Below are 20,675 nucleotides of genomic sequence, written 5' to 3' on the forward strand. Positions count from 1 at the left end.
TCAGGTCCGCAGGCTGGCTGGTCATCATCCCTGGCATTCTTACAGAATCAGTGGCCCCCCGCCACGACCGGAGGCGGTGGAGGCAACTGGGATGTAGCGTGCGACGGGTGCGGCATCGTCCCATTCGTACAAGGTGATCTCCAGGGTGTTCAGCGCACGGCCGAGCAGCACTGCGATGGGGAACGGCGTGCGCAGGAAGAGGTGGACGTGTCGTGTAGCGGCCGCTGCGGCATGTGCACGGATCTTCGCCGCCAAGTTCGCGACCAAGATGCTGCCAGCCTCAGCAGGGATCTGATGACGGCGCCGCGGATACAGCCGTACCGCCGTGTGGAACGCACCGGGATGGGTGGCCAGGTGAGCGGCGAAGGTGTCGCCGAGCGGCTCGACGGGGACCAGGTCGACGTACACGGCGATCGGCGCGCCCGTCGGCGCGGCCAGGTCGGGTTCGCTGCGGTCAAGCAGTGTCGTCGGGGGTGCCGGGACGGGGCCGGGCTCGCCCCAGATGCCGCCGGTGTGGTCTTCGACGGTGACCTGCCAAGGAGAGGTATCCGGCACGGCGGCGCCGAGCGCGAAGGCGACGCTGAGGTGTGCGCCCCCGCGGATGTGCAGTCGCTGCGCGCCGGCGAGGGCGATGAGCCGCGGCAGGTCGGTGAGGAACGTGGCGATCTGCGGCCAGATCGAGGGGTCGGGAATCCGCTGGCCGGGCTGCGGCGGGCGGGTGCGTACGGCCAGCGGCAACTCGGAGGGGGTGCCGCGCGGGTCCAGGCGGGTCTGCAGATCCAGGTCGAGCGTGGTTCGGCCGGAAGGTCGCAACGCCTGCATCCGCTGGGAGGCGACTTCTCGGGCAAGCAGCGCGATTTCGCCAGCGGTGGTCAGGGGGTATTGCTTGAATCGCTGTAGCGTGTCTTTGGGTTGAGACAGCAGCCTGTCGGGCGCGGTGTAGTCCAGCCCTGGCGAAGCGGCCGAGGCCGTGGTGCTGGCGACAATGCTGCCGATGGCGAACGTGAACGCCGGGTCGGGTTCAAGGTTCAGTAGTGCGGGCAGCTCGGTCTCGCGCACCACCGTGGAGTGCTGGATGTCGGGGGTGACGAGCAGGACCGCGCCGGACAGACCGGAGGCCAGGGCCTCGCGCAGGCGGCGGGTGGTGTCCCCTGGTGGCAGGTCGGTGATGTCGTGCCAGACCGGGACTCCGGTCGCGCGCAGCGCCCAGGCCAGTGCTGCGGCGAGCTCGCTGCCGTCGGATGTGCGGTAACTGATGAACACTGGCGCGAGCGCTCGGACCCCCGCAGGCAAGGGGCCGGGGATGGTGGGCGGGGTCTTCATCCGGTGGCGTCCTCCTTGGGAAGGCGGGCGTGCAGTGCGGCCAGGCGCACGCTGCGGGTGGTGATCAGCCACGCGGTCAGGCGGGGATGGTTCCATCCCGTCGCCGCGTCGGGGGTGACGATGACCGTCAGGAACACCTCGAAGCCCAGTTCCGCATCGGTCAGCAGAGCCCGGTAGCTGGTCAGGTCTGTGGCGCTGGGCCGGGAGGGTCCTCCGGGATGGGAGTGCCAGTCGCCGATCCAGATGCTGGCGTCGGTGCGATAGGCCAAGTCGGCCATGGCCTGCGCGTACCGGACGTCGCGACGGAAGAAATCGGCTCGGCGCACGGCCTGCGGGCCGGGGCCCGGGGCGTGCACAACATCCAGGACCGGCTGCGGGTGGGCGCGGTGGTGGCCGAGCAGGATCCCGCCGGTCTCTCGGCCGTCCGCCGAGGACGCCGCGCACCGGGTGATCGCCGTAAAGGCGGTGTCGGTGACCGTGACGGCAGGCGTCGTCCGGCGGCCCGCCGTGGTCGGCGACCCCGGGAAAAGCTTGCGGCGGATCATGTGTTGCTCACCGTGGTCCCGTGTCGGGGTCGCAGGTCGGGCAGCCTGGGACCGGCGGGCCGACCTGTAACCAGCGCTGGTCGCCGGTGCGCCGCAGGTCTGCGGGCGGCGGCAAGTCGGTGCGGGGACGCAGGGCCAGCAGCAGGTGGTCGCCGGGCAGGATCTGGTCATGGTGCCCGGCCCGCTCCAGGAGGGTGGCGACGGCGCTCTTGGCCGCGAGGGTCCCGACCAGGTGCAGGTCGCCGGCCACAGCGGTCATCGGCCGGTCGTCGCTGCCGAGGCCGTATGGGGCGTCCAGGGCCGGCTCCGGATCGAAGCCTCCGCTGCCGGCCAGGTGCTCGCGTTGGCAGGTCAGGCAGCCCCGGCTCGGCCAGGGCTGCAGCCGGAGCACTTCGCCGATCTCTCCGTCCTCCAGGACGCACGCGAGGACCGCGGGGATCCTGGCATGGCGGGCCAGGTGGCTGACGACTCGACGCGGGGTGACCCCGTCGGCGGCGCACACCACCAGCGCGCATTCCTTGAGCATCGGGCGGATACGGTCGGCGTCGACGACGGCGTCGAGCGCGAGCGGTTCGACCGCCGTCTCCGGCCACGTGCGGCGCAGGTGGTCTGCGAGCCCTGCGACCTTGGTCCGGCCAAGGTCGCGGGCGGTGAGGGGATGGCGGATCAGGTTGTGCGACAGCAACCGGTCAGGGTCGACCAGGGCCAGCGTGCCGATGCCGTAGCCAGCCAGCACTTCGGCAGCGGCGGCGCCGATGCTCCCGACCCCGATCACGGCCACCCTCATCGCGCGCAGTACGTTCACAGGCCAACCGGGCTCCAACTGTGCCCAGCCGAGGTCAGGTCGCCCCGACACCTCCAGGTCTGCGGGCTGTGCCTCCTGCTGGCCGACCCACCACGCGCTGTAGCCCGGAGTCTCACCAGGGGTGTAGATCAGCGTGAATCGGGCCCGGTTTGCAGGCGGGTTGATCCAGCCGTCGGTGACCAGACGACGGAAGCCGTCGGTGCTCAGGACGGCGGAGCGCATGCGGCAGTCGAGCCACGCGGTCTGGAGCGCGGGGTCGCCCCGATGCCAGATGCCGGACCTTGGCTCTATGTCGGCGACGTTGAGCGGATGCCCGGCGGGCAGATTCAAGGCGGTGGGAAACATCAGGGTGTCGCGCTCGCCTACTCCGACGATGCCCGCCAGCCGGTCGGCTGAGGACACGGCCATGTTCAGGTGGCCCCAGCCAGCGGAGATCCCGACAATGCGGTCAGCTGCGGACTGTGACAGCAGAACGAGCCATTCGGTCACGTCGCCGCCCACCGGTCCCCGTCGGGCTCCGCATCACGGATCAGCGTGTCGAGCGAGGGGTCGGCGCCGATCCCGGTGTTCGTCATGGCCTCGATCAGACCGCGGGACAGCAGGAGGTATTCGATGAACCAGCCGACGGCCTTGGCCACCAGTTCGGCGGCTGGCTCCCGGCCGCTCCAGACGGCGGGGCTGGCCAGTAGGCACAGGCTGCCGTCGCCGTTCACGTGCCAGGCGTGGTTCAGGCGGTGTGCGAGCTGCGGCTCCGGGTCCAGCGCCCAGATGCTGGGCGCTGCCACCGGGAACCCGTGCCCGTAGGCGACCTGGACCTTCAGCGTGCGTCCGCTGCTCAACGCGTCCAGGCCCGCCGGGGCGGGTCGGTCGAACGGCCACCAGGGCGCAGACCCCTGCCATAACCCCGCCCCCTGCGGCTGCCAGTGCAGGTCCGGGGCCAGCGTGGCCATTGCGACCGTCTCGCGGAGCAACAGCGCGGGCTCTTCCTGCCACCAAGTCCTGGCCCGTTCGCCGAGCATCGCCGCAGTGATCGCGCCGGGCACGGCCTCAGCCCTGCGGGATGTCACGGATGCGCCGGCGCGGCGCGATCAGGGTGGCCGCGACAGCGGACGCGGGCTTCGCGGCGGACTGCTGGCCGGACGGCTGCGGGAACTCTGCGCCGAACAGCTGTGTCCACAGCGCGACCGCCTTGTCGGCGTCCTGCGCGGTTTCGGCGTCCAGCGCCTCGTTTGCCAACTCCGCCGCCTCCAGCAGCTTGCTGCGGGTCGCGTCGCGGTCCAGATCGGGCTGGATCTCCCCACAATGCCCTGCAGGGTCGAACACCCCGTACATCACTTCGGTCGCCGCCGCGGTGAAGAACTGGGCGAGCGCTGCCGCGCGGGTGTTCTGCACCGGCAGACAGCGCAGCGCAAGCACCTCCATAGCGAGGCTTTTCATGTCCAGCCCGGCGGAGTTCGTCCGCCACCACTTCAGGACACGTACCAACGGAACGAAGTCCGACCACGTCTGCTGACGCCCGGCCACTTGCGAGATCAGGTACTCGGGATCGGCGGTGATCCAGCGCGAGTTATAGCGCTCCGGCAGCAGCAGGCTGCCGTCGGACTGACGCAGTGCTACGGCAACCTCGACCGCGAAAGGGTCTTCCGCCTCGGGGTCGTCCAGAAAGCACTTGACGACATGGTTGCGCTTGGAGGTCAGGCGCACCTCGTTCGCCACCGTCCCACTGGTCGCCCCGAGAGTGCGCATCACCTGTCCGGCAAGGTAGGTCAGGGCGTCGTCCGCCGAGCCGCCAGGACTGCCCCACTCGGGGTGCTCGGCGGGTACGAACTCGACGAGCAGGTCCACGTCATGGATCGGGTCCAACTGCGTGGCCCGGGCCAGGGACCCGGACGGGATCACGCTCACCACGTCACGCAGCGGCTGGAGCGCGTCGCGGAACAGGTTGCGGCGCCGACGCGCCTCCGCCACCGATGACGGGTCGGCGTTCACGATCGTCTGGAACTGCCCAAAGGCTGTACTGACCTGCATTTCTGTTCCCCGTCTCCGGAGTGTCCGTAGGGCCCTCCGGGGCAGGAGTGAACCCCACTGTTGCACCTGTGCAAGTGCGCGTCTAGTGTGAAATCCAACGCTAGCCGGTTGCTTCGACACTCGCAACCGAACGTCACAAGTGCAAGGAGTTTCATGGTAGACCGCGCACCGGGCGAGCGGGGATCGTTCGACGCGCCCTCCTTCTTCGCCGCCCTCGACGCCGAGCGCGAGGCACGGGGGAGGAACTGGAAACAGGTCGCCGAGCAGGCTGGCGTCAGCCAGTCGACCCTGACGCGCCTGGCCCAGGGCAAACGCCCGGACGTCGACAGCCTTGCCGCGCTCGTCGACTGGGCGGGGCTCAAAGCCGACGACTACGTCATACGGGTTCACCAGAATGAGCCGGCCAACCCGCTGGCGATGATCTCCACGTACCTCAAGAGCGACCGCAACCTCACCCCAGAGGCTGCGGCCGCCTTGGAGAAGGTCGTCAAGGCCACCTACGAGGCGCTGCGGCAGAACTAGGAATGGCCCTCCAACGTGGCTTTAAGGCGCAGGCTGAGCGAAGCGCGGCAGACGTACGAGCCGAACTCGGACTCACGCTCGACGACCGACTCCACCCCCTGGACCTCGCCCAGCACCTGGGTATCCCAGTCCTGAGCCTGTCCATGCTGCCCGACGTCACGCCGGGAATCGACGGCATCGCCGACGCCGTGGCCTACCTCCATCGCGCCGAACAGGGCGCGCTGTCCGCCGTGACCGTCTTCTGCGGCACGGCTCGCGCGATCGTCAACAATGACGCGCACTCGCCCGCCCGACAGGCGAGCAACCTCTCGCACGAGCTGGCCCACGGACTATTACTCCACCCGCCCACCCCTGCCCTCGACCTCCGCGGCTGTCGCCTGTGGAACCAGGACATCGAGGACGAAGCTGACTGGCTGGGCGCCACCTTGCTCATCCCCGGACCCGCAGCACGCGCCGCAGCACGCCGACGGCTGAGCCACGAGCAAATCGCCGACAAGTTCGGCTGCAGCATCGAGATGGCCCGCTGGCGCATGAACATGACCGGCGCTCTGCGCATGCTTACTCCGCGAACCCGCGCGTAGCTCACGCCGACCGCTGGCGAGTTCCACATAGATTGCGGGGCAACGCCGAGGACGCTGAGGACCAGGACAACACCATTCAGCAGCGGCTTGCGCCCATCAAGACCATCCCATTGCTGGTTTTTGATTGAGCGCTTGGGTTAGGCGAGGTCGCTGACCTCTGGTTCGTGCGGCCATGTCACTCGATGGAGTGGCCCGGAACTGTGGTGTCTTGCCATCCGGCCTGTTTCTCGCGACGTTCATGTCATACCGGCATGTGGAGTCAGGGACGGGAGCTCCGATGGCTGACAAGGGCACCCCCTCGTCGGCCCAAGTGAGTCTCCGGAAGGCCGACGGGAAGACTGTTGCGGATCGTCCATGGAACGAGGTGCCGGCCGAGTCGTTCCGCGGCGCCGAGCCATGGCGGACGTTCCGCTGGCACAAGGACCAGAAGCACTACTCCGGGACGTTCTGGTCGTCCACTGTCCAGGGCCACGTCATCTACGAGTCGCGGCTGGAGCTGACGCGGCTGCTCTATGCCGACTTCGATCCCTCGGTGTCACACATCCTGGCGCAACCGATGCTGATGACCGCCGAGGTCGATGGAATCAGGCGCCGGCACATCCCCGACTTCCTTCTGCTTGCCGATGATGGTCCGTTGGTGGTCGACGTCAAGCCCGCACACCGTCTCGTCCGGCCGAAGGTGGCTTTCACGCTGACTGGGCGCGAGCGACCGTCGAGGAGCGCGGCTGGCGCTTCCAGGTGTGGTCCGAGCCACCAGCGGCGGAACTGGAGAACATCAGGTTCCTGGCCGGCTACCGCCGTGACTGGCTGTTCGCTCCCGACATCGTTGGCGAGCTGAAGGCCCGGGATCTGCACGGCGCTACATTGGCCGCGGCGTTCGCCAGCCTTTCCACTCGCTCGGCGCCGCTTGTCCGGGCCGCCGTGCTGCACCTGCTGTGGTCTGGACACTTGGCGACCGATCTGCGCGTTCCCCTGTCCGGCTCTCATGTCCTGCGGCAGGCGGCATGAGTCCGGCGGCGACACGGCTGGGCGTCGGTTCTCGCTTCGTCGTGGACGGGGACGCGGTCGAGGTCGTCGAGATGGCGGCGACCGCAGCGGGTAACGAGGTCGTTGTCAAGGACGGGTTCGGTCGGCTCGCCCGCTTCACGGCCAAGGAGTTGTTGTTCGGGGATCGGGCGAGGATTGTTGCGGACAGTCCGGGGCCGTCCTCGGACGAGGACCAGGACCTGGCCGGGGTAGTGCTGGCGCAACTGACCTCTGCGGAGCGGGCACAGGTGCTGGAGCGGGCCGAACACGTTCGTGAGGTCCTTACTGGCTATCGAGCTGGGGATCCTGAGCTGGCTGGCCCCGGTGAACCGCGCATGGCCTTCGACCCTGCCGCCTCACTCATGACCCGTTACGCCGCGAAAGCTGAGGAACTCGGGGTCAGCGCCCGCACCATCAAGCGATGGGTCGCTGGATTCCGCAGGGATGGCGAGGCCGGGCTGGCCAGTCCGCGCCGCAGCGAGCCGCTGGGGCGCATCGCCCCTGAGTGGGCTGAGATGGCGCTGGAGGTGATGGTTGAGCACACCGGTCTGTCGCGTCCCACCCGCAAGATGGTGATCGAGCGGACCGCAGCGCGGCTGGCGGCTCGGTTCGGTGAGGGTGCGGTTGCGAATCCGAGTCGATCAGCGGCCTACCGGGTGTTGGAGCAGTTGGAGCGTCGGCATCCGACCTTCCGGCTGAGTACACGGCGAAACCTGGACGTCGCTGATCGGCCTCAGCAGGCCTACGGCAAACTGCGACCGACCAGGCCGGGGGAGTACGTGCTGATGGACACCACGCGCCTGGACGTGTTCGCACTGGATCCGGTTACGCTGCGGTGGGTGCAGGTCGAGCTGACGGTCGCGATGGACTGGTACACGCGCTGCATCACCGGCATCCGGCTGACCCCGGTGTCGACGAAGGCCGTGGATGCTGCGGCGGTGCTCTACCAGGCTTACCGGCCGCGCCCGGTGCTTCCGGACTGGCCGGCGCGGGCAGTCTGGCCCGAGCACGGCGTCCCTAGGGCGGTGTTGGTGGATCCTGAGGCTGTCGACGGGCACCTCACCGGGAGGTCGAGCCCGGAACTTGTTCCAGAGACGATCGTCGTTGACCACGGACGGGTCTATCTGTCGGAACACCTGACCAGCGTGTGCGCCCGGATGGGCATTTCGATCCAGCCGGTCAGGCTTCGCACTGGCCGCGACAAAGGGCCGGTGGAGAGGTTCTTCAAGACTCTGCGGGAAGACCTGTTGCAGGGGCTGCCGGGTTACAAGGGGCCTGATCTGTTCTCGCGGGGTGTGGATCCCGAAGGTGAGGCGTTCTACTTCCTGGACGAGTTGGACGCCCGGGTCCGAGAATGGGTCGCGGCGGTCTACCACCTGCGGCCTCATGCGGGTCTGATCGATCCCGGAGTCCCCGGTCTGGCGCTGTCTCCAGCGCAGATGTTCGCACATGGTGTCGCCCGCGCTGGTTACATCGAGGTCCCACGCGATCCTGACCTCGGTCTGGAGTTTCTGGAGACCCGGTGGCGCACCATCCAACCCTATGGTGTGGAGATCGATAGACGCCGGTATAGAGGCGAAGGCCTGCCGCGTGACGGCGCCAAGAGCCCCTATCGCGGCGGCCGATGGCCGATCCAAGTCGACCCCGACGACATCACCCGCGTCTACTTCCGCGACCTAGAGCGGCAATGGCACGTGCTGGTCTGGGAACACGCGCCGAGTCTGATCATGCCGCTGAGCGAGGAAGCACTGGCCTTCGCTCGGAAACTGGCAGCGGCAAAGTACGCGTTCCCCGACGACCGGCTGGCAGCCGCCGACCTATTCGAGCGCTGGCGCCTGGGGCTGGGCGAAACCACGGCCGAACGCCGCATGGCGCTGCGCTTGTCACGTGAGCAGACGGCATTCGATCTGCCGGACCCCAGTGCCCCGAGAACACCTCCCTCGGTGCGTATGGCTCTGGAGGCGTCCCAGCAGCCGGGCAGCCCGCATGACGAGGAGGTCAAGGAGGGCGACGACGACTCGACGGACTTTGAGGATGACGACTTCTACGCCGAAGCCTTGGAGGACGTGTGAGAGCCGTTGTAGACGGTGCCGGGACATCCCGACTCGATCGCCTCACCATCGCCCGCAAAGAGGGTTGGAAGGCGCTGGTCGAGGCGCCGCCGAAGGTGCAGCCGGAACAGCTGTCGCGCAGCGAGTTGGCTGGCCTAGCTCCCGAAGCGAAAGCAATCAGGGATCGAGACCTTCGCTTCTGGCATGCCAACCTCGGCCCGATCAAGACACCCCAGCTTGAGGAACTGCATCACGAAATGGCGGACATCTTCGAGTCCGAGGACCCCAAGGCGGGCGACTTGGTGAAGGGCGCCATGGCGGTCGAAGGGTTCCCCGGCCTGGGCAAGACCACGGCTGTGCTGGCGTTCGCGAAGGAAATGCATCGTCGCACGATCGCGGAGGAGGGGACGCTTACTGAGGAGGGCCACGAGCGGTGGCCGGTGGCCCGGGTTGGTCTGACCGGCAACACCGGTATGAAGGACTTCAACAAGGCGCTGCTGGACTTCTACGGGCACCCCGGAACGAACGGCACCACCTCCGAGATGGGGAAACGGGCGCTGGACTGCGTCTTAATGTGTGACACGCGGCTGCTCATCATCGATGACCTGCACTTCCTGCAATGGCGCAAGACCGGCGGCATGGAGGTGTCCAACCACTTCAAGTACATCGCCAACGAGTTCCCGATCGTCCTGCTGTTCATCGGCGTGGGACTGAGAGCCAGAGGGCTATTCAGTGAGGGCGAGTCCGAGGCAGACACCGTGATCGCCCAGACAGGGCGTCGGTCGACACCGTTGGTGCTCAAACCGTTCACCATCGCAGACGAGGCCGGACGTCGGGCCTGGCGCAACATGCTGCTGGCGCTGGAGCAACGGCTTGTCCTGGTCGACAAGCATCCCGGAATGCTGGCCGATGACTTGTCGGACTACTTGTTTGCCCGCTCCACCGGCCATATCGGCTCCCTCATGACCCTGATCAACCGAGGATGTCAGCGGGCGCTGCGTACTGGACTTGAACGCCTTGATGCCGACCTGCTCGACAAGGTGAAGATTGACGCCGCTGCCGAGGCTGGCCGCGCTGAGTTGGAGCTCGCCCTGCAATCCGGACGGCTGCGCAGCAAGCCCCGGCAAGGCCGCGCGATCGCGGTTGGCTGAGCAGGTGCGGACGCTGCCGCTCCGGCTCGAACCTGTTGCCGGTGAGTCGTTCGGAAGCTGGCTCCAGGCATACGGACGGTTGCTGAACGTTCGGGTCAGCACCGTGGTGAAGGCCCTTGGGCTACGAGAAGTGATCAGAGGCGAGTTCCCGGACTTCAGCATCGCCTTGAGCCCGACGGAGACCGAACGGCTGGAGGAGACGTGCGGAGTCAGCGCCGATCAGGCGCACTCGATGACCCTGCGGCTCTACGACGGACAACTGCTGGTGATGAACCATGCCGCCCGCGGAGTCCGGCCTCGCAGACTGTGGGGACGATGCCGAGGATCACGCTATTGCCCGCAGTGCCTGGACGAAGCCGACGGACGCTGGCCGTTGCGCTGGCGGCTGACGTGGTCGTTCGCCTGCACCACGCATGGGGTCCTGCTGGAGGACCGATGCCCGGGCTGCTTACGAACCCCCTACGTTCGCACCGGCGCCAAGCATCGAGCAGGTACGTCCTGCTCGCTCTGCCGCCTTGATCTGCGCGACGCCGCGGCTCCCGAGGCCGCCAGCGTGACGTTGCTGATGGCACAAAGGCGCATCAATTCCCTTCTGGACAGCGTCGAGTGCGGAGACGGGCACAGCGTCGGACAACTGGCGGGCTTCACGTTCGTCGACCTGGCGTCGGTGGCGAAATGGCTGGTGAGAACATCGGTTCCCGCCGACTTCGAGTCGTTCGGGCTGCACGTAGTCAACGCCTTCCAGGCCGAGCGGGACCGACCGCATGAAGTCGGTGCCGAACGGCTTGGAAGTATGCCGCCTGACAACGGGCCGCTGGTCGGTGCCATCACCACGCGTGTCCTCGACCTGATCTCGCCCGACGGCGGCGAATCGGCTGAAGAACAGATCCGTGTCCTGCTGCGCCGTCGCGACGGCAGTCGTCAGCGCATGCCCCCAGCTGGGCTCAGCGGCCATTGGGCCGAGCTCTCCCCACCGGTCCAGCGCAGGTTCCTGCGCGCCCTCGACCCCGACCTCGCCCACATCGATCGCATCCGCTTCCGCAGCACGCTGCCGACGGCCGCGCTCCCGCAACCGGGGCTCGCCGAAGCCCGGACCCGATGGCTTCCGCAACTGCTCTGGCCAGACTGGTCGATACGCCTGATGCCTGCCGCCGGCTGCGACTCCGAACGGTTCCGCGCCGCGGCCATCGTGTTCCTACTGACAAGCGGCAACCCTGAGCGGAACATCCTCAACGTCGCTGAAGTTCTGCACCCCCACTTGCAATGGCAACTCACCCGCTACCTGAGTACGGAGGTCACCAGCGGCGGCGACACGATACTCCGCGCCATCGGGAATATCTCCGAATATCTCGACCAGCACGACGGCCGAATTGACTATCACCGCCGACGCGCCGTCGTCGGCACTGACCTGCTCAGTGAGGACCAGTGGCGCAGTTTGTGCTTCGACACCGGTATCCACCCCGGTGACACCGCCAAGACTCGAGAGCAGGGGAGCGGACGCCACTTGCAGGCTCGCCGCTACCTGCATCAGCTGCTGACCGGCGCCGATCTGAACGACCCCGGCAATGCCCTGAGCTGGCGGGGATCGCCCGACCGAGCCCAGTACTTGGCCTTTGTTGATTGGCTGGCGCCGCCGCTGCGCCGCACCTTGGCAGACCACGCCATCAGGATTCTGCGCGAGCTGGGAATCGACGAGCCGTTGACGTGGTCGCCGCCGACGGATTGCTGTCCGGCGCTGCGTAGGCCCGGCCGCGAACCTGATGACATCGACCGCCAACAGGTATTGAAGCTCGTCGTGACTGACAAGACGCCTGTCGGCGCGGTCGCCGAGCGCATGGCCACTACTGCCGACCACATCCGGCTGGTCTTGGAGCTGGATACCGACGGCCCCTGGACCCCAGCTCCACGTGGGCCTCATGTCGCCTGGCGTCGTCGGCAACAGGCCCGCGAGCTGTTGACCACCGACTTTTTCGAACGAGAACACGTCGGGCTCCGAAAGCGGCTCCGCCAGCTTGAGCAGGAGACGGGTTTCCCCCGCGGCCTGATCTCTGAGATCGCTGCCGAGATCGGCGTTGAACTTCTGCCGCCGTGGAAGACCGCCTTCACGATCGATCCACACTGGCTGCGCGACCAGTACGTCGACCAACGACGCAGCCACGAGGACATTGCGGCCGAACTGGGCACGTCCGCAGAGACGGTCCGTCGTAGCTTGATTCGTCACAAGATCCCACGACGTCCGCCCGGCATCGCAAGCCATACCCAGATGATCGCGGTCGTGCCCGGCAGCGTACCTGACGACATCCGCCGTGCTGTCGAGGGCGGTCTCGCTGGCTGGCAGCGTCTCCAGCGCTTTCAAGCCGTTATGCGTTACGCGACGATCGACGCTGCGGCCGAGGACCTCGGCCTATTCCAGAGCGCTCTCGTGACACAGCTCCGGCGCCTGGAAAGAGACGCCGGAGCTCAGCTGTTTCACCGAGCCGCGCGCGGCAAGGCGATGCGGCCCACCGCGCGCGGACGAGCCCTGCTCTCGGCTCTTGACCTACCAGAGGTTCAAGCACTCACCCCTCCGCTCGACCGGCCAGCACTTGAAGCGATCCGACTGCATCGCGCAGCGGTGATGGGCGCGCAACCGTCGGCGGGTTCGTCGGGATGACCAGTGTCTGAAACGGGCCGCATCCGCATAAGCCTGCGGATCAGGTCTGGTTCAGCCGAACCTACTCAGGCCAGCGAAGATCAAGGACTGGGCCGCCTCACTGTCGATGAGTAGCCGCTGGCCGGGAAACGGAACGTGCACAGAGGCCCCGCGTCGGCGAGCCATTGATCAACTCCATTTGCGATGATCGTCTGGCTGATCCGTTTCGGCGACGGCCCAGGCGATGGCCCGGCCGGCGGATTCGGCTAGTGCGGTGTAGAACTGCTCCTCAACGCTGCCACGCAGACACGAAGCGGCTAGGGCCTGGGCGCGTGTCTGCTGCTCGACGTCCTCGGCGAATGGTTCGCCCACCGCTGCGTTGCGCCCACCACGGGCCGCTGCTCCGGCTAGGGCGCCCTGCACAGCGTTCAGGCTGTCCTGTCCGCAGCGGTCCGCAGTCCGCAGCACGTGCCGCACGATGTTGATGTCCCAGATCAGCCCGCGTGGGGCTTCGGAAAGCATGGTCGCCACCACGCGCATCTTCACCGGGTCGGGGTTGTTCGTGTACTCGGCGATGATGTCCAGCACCTGGTCGTCGTACGGCCCGGCGACTAGTCGGAACAGGTCAGCACCCAGAAACTGGCGCCAGGGTGATGTTGGTGCGGCGGCGAGCCATTCGCGAATCCGGCGTAGTAGGTCGGGGAACCGGTCGGACTGGCGGAACGGCATGGTCGCCCACGGCGTGTGCGGCAGCGGGATGAACCGATCGGGCCGGCCCTGCTCGGCGGTCTGCACCCGGTTCTGCAGCACCTCGATGACCGCTTCGGGGTCTTCGCCGGCGATGTACGCCAGCAGCTGCGCGATCGTGTAGTGCTCCAGCTCGGGGATCTCGGTCAGCTGCTGTAGTACTGCGTTTTTGCGATGTTCCGGTAGCTGTGCCCATGACAGCGTGCCGTTGAGCTCGGGTTTGAACAGCCAGACCGCTTCACTCAGGCCGCCGCTGGGCAGAGCGGCGAACACCAGGTCGACGGCGAGGTCGGGGTGGGAGGTCCGCAGGTAGCGCGTGGCACCGACGGCCGCAGCGGACACGTGGGGGTCGGCGTGGCCTGCCATCTCCCGCAGCAGTTTGTCCTCGCCATCCGCCAGGTCCAGGCGGGCGCGCTGCAGCCCGAAGGCGAGCGCGACCTCGCGGGCGAACGCGATCCGTCCGTCGGTCAGCAGTTGGCGCCCGCAGGCGACCGCCCGGGGGCCGTCGGCCTGCGCCATGGCGCTGAGCGTGACTGACAGCTGGGGACCTAGGACGCTTTCGGGGGCGGAGATCGCATGCTTGCACATCGCCGCGCCCAACGACGGCCGCCGCGTGATTGCCTCCCACAGGAACGGCCGCGCCCGGCCCGCGTCTGCGGCTGACGTCTGCTGGGCGGCGAGCAGGGTGTTGAGCCGGTCGGCGGCCTGCTCGTCGGGCCAGTCCGACATCTGCGCGATCGCTTCGGTGAACAGGTTCTTCAGCCCCTGTTTGATGGCGTCCATGTCCGGGTCGTCGCAGGGATCGGCGGGGCCGCCGTGCAGGGCGCGGGCCAAGGTGTTGTCCGCGGTGGCCGGAATGGCGGCGGTGATCACCTGCGCAGAGTGACGCAACTGCCCGGGGCCGAACTGGGCGGTCCAGTTCAGCCGCGAGCGGATGTCGACCAGCAGCGCCGGGCTGAGGCTGGTCTGGGCCAGGTGGTCGCGCAGCCGGTTCAGGATGTCCTGGAAGTGTTCGAACCAGGCCTGCTGCAGCTCGGCGGGGATCTGCAGCCCGAACGGCGCGGGCATGATGGAGATCGCCGCTCCGATCAGGCCGGCCGCCGCCGAGGCCGTGGCCGGATCGGTGCTCGCTAGCTGGGCGAACGCGATGTCCATCACGCTGTGCCGCAGCGCCAGGACCTCGGGGGTGGGTGCCACCGGATACGGGAAGAAGGACAGCGCCTTGGAGGTCCACCTCTCGTCGTGGCTGCTGGTGGCCAGCATCGGTTCCAGCACGGTCAGCGGGCTGCGGTCGCCGGTGGTGCGCGGGCGGCCGAGCCAGCGGTCGACCAGTCCGATGAGGATCTGCTGCTGCTCGGTCACGCCGAAATGGGTAAAAGACGCCAGCGTGTGCAGAGCCCGCAACGGGTGGTCGGGATGCTGGGGGGACTCACGGGGGTCCTGCCGGGCCAGGTCCCACAACAGAGTGGCTGCCGCGGGAAGCAACTTGGGGTACCAGGCGATCGGGTGCAGGACCGGCGTCATGGCGTGGCGCACCTCGGTGTCGTCCACAGTGCGCGTCCTGCTGAACATAACGGGCTTGGACGTCGGCTGCGCCGGGTGCTCGATCGCCCACTCAACCATCTTCAAGGCCCTGGTGGGCTGGAAGAAAGCGACCTCGGAGAGCAGCTTCAGGATACTGACACGCTCGACTGCATCGCTGCCGTGGAACTCCGCTTCCAGCATGTTCCACAACGACTCGATCATGGAAGTGCCGTTCGGGCCCGACTTCCCGGCCTGCCAGTCCACCCGACCGGCGTTGATAATCAGGTTGCGGGCTGCGGCGTCTGCGGCCGACTGCCACGCCTTGTTCAGGTACCCGGTGGGCACGTTTGGACCGCGCAGGCGGGCGGCCCGGTTCAGCAGGGCATCACCCAGCAGGTCGGGCACGACACGCACCGTCTGGCCGCGGGTCAGCACCAGCCCGGCCGCCTCCAGGCCCGAGATGTGCGGCGCCAGGTCGTGGAACTCCAGCCCGGTTAGCTCCTGCAACGACGCCCGCGCGTCGTCGTCGGCCAGGTTCACCGGCTGGTACGCGGCCAGCGCGGTCAGCACGTCTCGCCGCGGGTCGGTGAAGCTGGCCGGTCCGGCCAGGGCGTCGGGAAGCCGCCGGGTCAGCACATCGTGCAGCCGCTCATCGTCTTCAAGACCCGAGGGGTGCAGCTGGCCGCGGTTGATCAGCGTCGCCCCAGTAACGATTAGTAGGGGGCAGTCCCGCAGTGTTGCGGCCAACCGCGGCGCTAGGTGCCGCACCGGTTCGTCCAACGCCTCGCGGGCCAGTTCCGTCGCCGCATCCTGATCCAGCTCGGTGATCTTCTTCTGAAGCGTGTCGCCGATGCTGAGCCCGACCCCGCTCAGCGCCTCGTCGACACGGTGTAGCCCGTAGGGGCGCGATGACACCAGGATGTTCGCGCCCGAGTTCGCCTCCAGCACGCCGGCGATGACCTTCCCCAGCGGAAGGGATCCTTCATGGGCGTCATCGACGATGATCAAGAGGGCGCCGGTGTGTGGAAGATGTTCGAATGCCGCCCGCTCGACGTCGCCGTCGTGATCCAGGACCCGCACGGGGACCCCATGGCCGGCCAGGCACCTGCACGCCTCGATCAGAACTTTCGTTTTCCCGGACCCGCCGGGCCCGGACAGCACTGCGATCCGGCCCCTCTCGGTGACGGCGAAGTCGGTGAGGGCCTCTACGGTGTCGGTCCGTCCCACCAGGTGCCAGCGGTGGTTGTAGGTCTTGTCGGTGTGCCACCGGTCGATGTACGCGTCGGCGTCCAGCCACGGCCCAAGGGTTACACCGAGGAAGTCGGCCAGCATCTGCGGGAAGTACCGCTTCATGATGGCCTCGGCGCGGTCCTGCTCCAGCCTGCGCACCATTTGCGAAAGATCGTTGCGGTCCCACAGCTCCCAGCCGGGGAACTTGCGTATCTCCTCGCATGCGGCGGGACTGGCGATGCGGGACAAGGCGATGACCGAGGACGGCGCCGGTCCGGTTGCTCCGGCTCCGGCCGCGGCCACCGCAGCGCGCACGTCCTCCGGTCCGAAACGGGCCCTGCGCTTGCACTGGACGCCGATGGTCACCGTTGTGCCGTGCGTGACATGCACGTCGTAGCCGAACTGGGTGTGGCCGCTCTTGCCGACCAGGCTGACGAACGCCCCGAGGTTGCGGGCCTGTAGCAGGTCCCGTGTGAAGTGCTCGAAGTCTGCCGTGCTCAGCCACTCGAAGGGAAGTTCGGCTACCAGCGCACGGCCGGGAAATGCTTGCTGGCTCTGCGCCGCCTGCGGTGCCGCAGGGTTGCCCAGCCCCAGAACCTCCAGCACCCGGTCTCTGACAGCCTGTTCCGGTTGGGCTGTTCCCTGCTCCCACGTGCTTACCGCACGCTGGCTCTTCCCGACCTGCTGGGCCAGCTCGGCCTGGTTCCAGCCCCGGGCCTTGCGCGCCCGACGGACCATCTCACCGAATGTCTCACCCTTCACACCGGCACCGTACCAATAGGCATGCTATGAAGCAATCTATCGGCTGCAATGCCGAGAGGGTGCTTAAAGAGTTCGACCTGGACAGGTAGACACCAGCCCCCAAGTGCTGGTGCAGCCTCTGGGGCTGGTGGCACGACTGTTGGCGACGCCCCAGGATGGGACATCCTGGTGAGAAACACGGAGGGGACACGTGCATGAGACTCGCCAGTGCAGACGAGGTCAACCGCCTACCGAGGAGACAGCGAAATCGGGAACCTACACTTACTCGCCCGACCACGCGAGGACACGTGGTGCCGATAGCGTGACGGCATGCCGATTCCCGAATTCATCGTCGAGATCCGCAAGAAGATAGGTCACGACCTGCTGTGGCTTCCGGGCGTCACCGGCCTGGTCGTCGACGACGAGCAGCGCGTGCTGCTGGTGCGGCGGGCCGACAACCTGCAGTGGACGCTCGTCTCGGGATGCCTGGACCCGGGGGAGCCGCCGGCGGTCGGGATCGTGCGCGAGATCCTGGAGGAGACCGGGGTGACGGCACGTGCCGAGCGGGTGCTGGCGGTGGACGTGACCGGCCAGTTCTCGCATCCCAACGGGGACGAGACCGTGTTCATGGACGTCGCGTTCCTCTGCCGGGCGACGGGAGGGACCGCGCGGGTCAACGACGACGAGTCGGTGGACGTCGGGTGGGTCCCGATCGGGGAGCTGCCGGAGCTTCCGGAGCGGCATCAGGCTTATGTGAAGCAGTATCTGTCGGGGGTGGAAGCGGCTTGGTTCGCTGAATGACGTGACGCGGCCGGAGGGCCGGCGCGGTCGGTGCGGACGCGCGCGGCCTGAGGCTTTATTCGCTCGCGACTGTCAGTCCCGGCCCGGATGATGGAGCCATGGCCGCCATCCAGTTCATCGCCGGTGACGCGACGGTCCCGCAGGCGAAGGGGCCGAAGATCATCGCGCACGTCTGCAACGACCGGGGCGGCTGGGGCAAGGGCTTCGTGCTGGCGCTGTCGGCCCGCTGGAAGGAGCCTGAGAAGGCCTTCCGCAAGTGGTACCGCGAGCGCTCGCGCAACGACTTCGGCCTCGGCGCGGTGCAGGTCGTCGCGGTGGGCCGGGGGCTGTGGGTGGCCAACATGGTCGGGCAGCACGGGACCAAGACCGGTTCGGCCGGTCCGCCGATCCGGTACGAGGCCGTCGACGAGTGCCTGGCCCGGCTCGCGGAGCACGCGGTCGAGCTCAAGGCGTCGGTTCACATGCCGCGGATCGGCTGCGGGCTGGCTGGCGGCAAGTGGGGACGGATCGAGCCGCTGGTGGCCACGCGGCTCGGCGAGCGCGGCGTCGCGGTCACGGTCTACGACCACGACTGAGTGCGTCTCGGCGCGGTGGCTCGCCGGCAGCCCGATGGTCGATGTTCGGTACCGGATGTCTGAGGCGTGATGCCTGATGGTCGATCCGAGCTGTCAGCAGTGGCTCAGCAGTGGCACAACAGCCGCACGACCACGCAGTCCTCGTCCAGCCCTTCGAGATACGCGGTGGACCGCCGGGCGAACGTGTCGCTCTCCTCGTCCGGTTCGGGGCTGTAGGGCTTGATGCCGGTCCACTCCCCGTCGAGCGTCAGCAGCGCGGCGCGCGCGACGGCCCAGGTCTCGGCCAGTTCGAAACCGGGCTGCGGGTCGCGGGTGTAGATGGTGATCGGGTCCGTGTCGGGGCCGAGGACCCAGGCGCCCAGGTTCGGGTAGCGCTCGAAGACCGACTGGTGGTTCAGGGCTTTGATGAGTGGTTGCGCGTGGTGGTCGTCGACCGCCTGCCCGCGCGGGTAGCCCTCGGGGTCGGCGGCGTGCCGGGCCAGGAACGCGGTCAGCGGCTCGGCCGGCGGGTGGTCGGCGACCAGGCGCTCGAAGTCGCGCATCTGCGCCTCCCAGTACGTCAGCGCCTCGGCGCGGGCGGCGCGGCGGCAGGCGTCGAAGTCCAGCAGGCCGCGCGGGCCGCCGTCGCAGCGCAGCGGTTCGTGCGGGGTGCCGACGACCACCGGGTCGGCGTGGATCAGCCGCGGGTCGCCGTCGTGCCGCGGGTTCACCGCGAAGCGCTGCCGTCCGGCGTCCACGCGGTACCAGTCCCAGGTGGCGTCCGGGTCGAAGTCGTCGCCGCGGTTCATGTCGAACGGCGCCATCGCGTCGGCCAGCGCGCGCTCGACGTCGGTGAGCGCGGACGGCGGCAGGCAGACGTTGACCCGGTACTTGCTCATGGATGCGGACCCTCTCGCCGATCGCGAAGGGGCCGATGTTAGCCGTCCGCGGCGGCCGTCTGCCAACCGGCTGTCAGGATTCGATGTTCGTGGCGGGATCGGATGCGGGCTCGGATACGGACGCGGCCGCCCACCGCGCCACCGGCACCGTCGCGAACCCGGCCACGGCGAAGACCGCCCCGAGCGCGGCCCAGCCGGCCAGGCCGTGGCGGATCGCGGTCTGCGTGACCACGAGCGGCCCGGCCATCTGGCCCGCCGCCGTGCCCGCGTTGAACACCCCCTGGTACGCCCCGACGGCCCGCTCGTCGGCGAGGTCGTAGCTCAGGGTCCAGGAACCGGCCTGCGTCAGGACCTCGCCGGCGGTCAGCAGGACGCCGGCGACCAGCAGCACGGCGACCGCCGCGACCGGCGACAGCCCCTTGGCGCACGCGGTCGTCACGCAGGCGCCGGCCAGCACCAACGACCCGAGGCAGGTCGCCCGGGCCGCCGCCGCGATGCCCCGCACCCCGCGTGCCACGCGCACCTGGAACAGGACGACCAGCGCCGTGTTCAGGATCAGCATCCCGGAGACCATGAAGCGCGGCGCGCGGGTGTCCTGCAGCAGCCAGAGCGGGAGACCGATGTCGAAGAAGGCGAACTGGAGGGTCATGACCGCGTTGAGGGCCGAGATCGCCTGGTAGGGCCGGGCGACGCGGATCTTCGGCGGACGCGGGGCGCGGGTGTGGTTGCGGGAGCGCGAGTTCGAGCGGGAGTCGGAAGCGTCGGACGTGTCAGCGGTGGACGCTGCGGCGCGCGCCGGCTCGCGCAGCGGAATCCCCGGCAGCAGCGCCGCGACTCCGACGAAGCTGAGCGCGTTCGCCAGGATCGCGGCCTGGAACAGCCAGCGGCTGTCCGCTTGCAGCACCAGCGCGGCCGCCGCCGCTCCCGCTCCGATCGCCACGTTGGTCACCGCCCGGATCGCGGCGCGGTCCGCGACCCGCGTCTCCGGGTCGAAGGCCTGCGCGTAGAGCGCCTGCCGCACCGCCGACGCCGCGCGGTCGATCGCCGTGGAGACGCACGCCGCCGCCGCGAACGCCCAGAACGACGTGCAGAACGCCAGCGCCCCGACCGCCGCCGCCTCGGCGACGAGCAGCACCGTGTAGCTCGGCTTGATCCCGAACCGGTCCGCGGCGCGGCCGGCCGGCAGGCTCGCCAGCACTCCCGCGAGCCCGGCGACCGTCAGCACCACGCCGACCCGCGCGGCGCCGAAGCCGAGCGTGCGGGTGAAGAAGAGGGCTGAGACGGTCAGGTACAGGCCGGTGCCGAAGTTGCTGACGAACGTCGCGAGCTCCAGGCGGCGGCGGGAGCTCTGTCGCCCCGGTGGACTTGGCGGGCTTGGTGCGCTCGACGGGCTCGGTGGGCTTGGCAGCGCGATCGCGCCGGAGCCGGAGGCAGCTCGCGGGCCCGAAGCCGGCGGCCGAGGGGAAGCCGTAGTCATGCGATCAGCACAACGCGGCTAGCATCGTCGCCGGAATG

General features: G+C 68.4%; 16 protein-coding genes. 8 read left to right on the forward strand and 8 right to left on the reverse strand.

Features of this window, described 5'->3' with window-relative positions:
* Positions 1-39 precede the first annotated feature (39 nt).
* From ABH920_RS13740 to ABH920_RS13760, 5 genes are all read right to left on the reverse strand, one after another.
* On the reverse strand, positions 40-1,323 hold the full coding sequence (locus tag ABH920_RS13740) for an SAVED domain-containing protein (RefSeq protein ID WP_370349324.1): 1,284 nt from the start codon (positions 1,321-1,323) through the stop codon (positions 40-42).
* Positions 1,320-1,868, reverse strand: a complete 549-nt coding sequence (locus tag ABH920_RS13745) for a Mov34/MPN/PAD-1 family protein (protein WP_370349326.1) — start codon at positions 1,866-1,868, stop codon at positions 1,320-1,322. Before ABH920_RS13745 ends, ABH920_RS13740 begins: the two co-directional genes overlap by 4 nt.
* A gap of 7 nt (positions 1,869-1,875) precedes the next feature.
* The gene (locus ABH920_RS13750) at positions 1,876-3,081 is read right to left on the reverse strand and encodes a ThiF family adenylyltransferase (RefSeq protein WP_370349327.1); all 1,206 of its coding nucleotides are present in this window, start codon (positions 3,079-3,081) and stop codon (positions 1,876-1,878) included.
* A 77-nt stretch (positions 3,082-3,158) separates the two neighbouring features.
* Positions 3,159-3,716, reverse strand: a complete 558-nt coding sequence (locus tag ABH920_RS13755; protein WP_370349328.1) for a hypothetical protein — start codon at positions 3,714-3,716, stop codon at positions 3,159-3,161.
* A gap of 4 nt (positions 3,717-3,720) precedes the next feature.
* The gene (locus ABH920_RS13760) at positions 3,721-4,701 is read right to left on the reverse strand and encodes a hypothetical protein (RefSeq protein WP_370349329.1); all 981 of its coding nucleotides are present in this window, start codon (positions 4,699-4,701) and stop codon (positions 3,721-3,723) included.
* Positions 4,702-4,854: 153 nt separating this feature from the next.
* On the opposite strand from ABH920_RS13760, the gene ABH920_RS13765 reads away from it, so the two are divergent.
* From ABH920_RS13765 to ABH920_RS13790, 6 genes are all read left to right on the forward strand, one after another.
* On the forward strand, positions 4,855-5,223 hold the full coding sequence (locus ABH920_RS13765) for a helix-turn-helix domain-containing protein (RefSeq protein ID WP_370349330.1): 369 nt from the start codon (positions 4,855-4,857) through the stop codon (positions 5,221-5,223).
* 2 nt (positions 5,224-5,225) lie between these two features.
* Complete coding sequence (locus tag ABH920_RS13770) at positions 5,226-5,804, forward strand: ImmA/IrrE family metallo-endopeptidase (RefSeq protein ID WP_370349332.1); 579 nt, start codon at positions 5,226-5,228, stop codon at positions 5,802-5,804.
* A 277-nt stretch (positions 5,805-6,081) separates the two neighbouring features.
* A complete protein-coding gene (locus tag ABH920_RS13775; protein ID WP_370349333.1) occupies positions 6,082-6,642 on the forward strand; it encodes a TnsA-like heteromeric transposase endonuclease subunit in 561 nt (186 codons plus the stop codon).
* Between the two features lie 166 nt (positions 6,643-6,808).
* Positions 6,809-8,902 carry a helix-turn-helix domain-containing protein gene (locus tag ABH920_RS13780; RefSeq protein WP_370349334.1) on the forward strand — a complete coding sequence of 698 codons (2,094 nt, stop codon included), beginning with the start codon at positions 6,809-6,811 and terminating at the stop codon, positions 8,900-8,902.
* Complete coding sequence (locus ABH920_RS13785) at positions 8,899-10,032, forward strand: AAA family ATPase (RefSeq protein ID WP_370349335.1); 1,134 nt, start codon at positions 8,899-8,901, stop codon at positions 10,030-10,032. Before ABH920_RS13780 ends, ABH920_RS13785 begins: the two co-directional genes overlap by 4 nt.
* Positions 9,929-12,685, forward strand: coding sequence for a TniQ family protein (locus ABH920_RS13790; protein ID WP_370349336.1), 2,757 nt, complete (start codon positions 9,929-9,931; stop codon positions 12,683-12,685). The genes ABH920_RS13785 and ABH920_RS13790 overlap by 104 nt, the downstream gene beginning before the upstream one ends.
* Before the next feature lie 168 nt (positions 12,686-12,853).
* On the opposite strand, the gene ABH920_RS13795 is transcribed toward ABH920_RS13790, so the two are convergent.
* Positions 12,854-16,927, reverse strand: coding sequence for a helix-turn-helix domain-containing protein (locus ABH920_RS13795; protein ID WP_370349337.1), 4,074 nt, complete (start codon positions 16,925-16,927; stop codon positions 12,854-12,856).
* A gap of 309 nt (positions 16,928-17,236) precedes the next feature.
* Between ABH920_RS13795 and ABH920_RS13800 the strand changes: the two genes are divergently transcribed.
* Both ABH920_RS13800 and ABH920_RS13805 read left to right on the forward strand, forming a co-directional pair.
* Entirely contained in the window at positions 17,237-17,707 is a 471-nt protein-coding gene (locus ABH920_RS13800; RefSeq protein WP_370349338.1) for an NUDIX domain-containing protein, read from the forward strand.
* A gap of 98 nt (positions 17,708-17,805) precedes the next feature.
* Positions 17,806-18,282, forward strand: coding sequence for a macro domain-containing protein (locus ABH920_RS13805; protein WP_370349339.1), 477 nt, complete (start codon positions 17,806-17,808; stop codon positions 18,280-18,282).
* A 104-nt stretch (positions 18,283-18,386) separates the two neighbouring features.
* Here ABH920_RS13805 and ABH920_RS13810 read toward each other — a convergent pair whose 3' ends face one another.
* Both ABH920_RS13810 and ABH920_RS13815 read right to left on the reverse strand, forming a co-directional pair.
* Positions 18,387-19,160: a hypothetical protein gene (locus tag ABH920_RS13810; protein ID WP_370349340.1), complete on the reverse strand. Its 774-nt coding sequence runs from the start codon at positions 19,158-19,160 to the stop codon at positions 18,387-18,389.
* A 73-nt stretch (positions 19,161-19,233) separates the two neighbouring features.
* The gene (locus tag ABH920_RS13815) at positions 19,234-20,637 is read right to left on the reverse strand and encodes an MFS transporter (RefSeq protein ID WP_370349341.1); all 1,404 of its coding nucleotides are present in this window, start codon (positions 20,635-20,637) and stop codon (positions 19,234-19,236) included.
* Positions 20,638-20,675 lie beyond the last annotated feature (38 nt).

Source organism: Catenulispora sp. EB89 (assembly GCF_041261445.1).
In the GTDB taxonomy this organism is placed as follows: Bacteria; Actinomycetota; Actinomycetes; order Streptomycetales; family Catenulisporaceae; genus Catenulispora.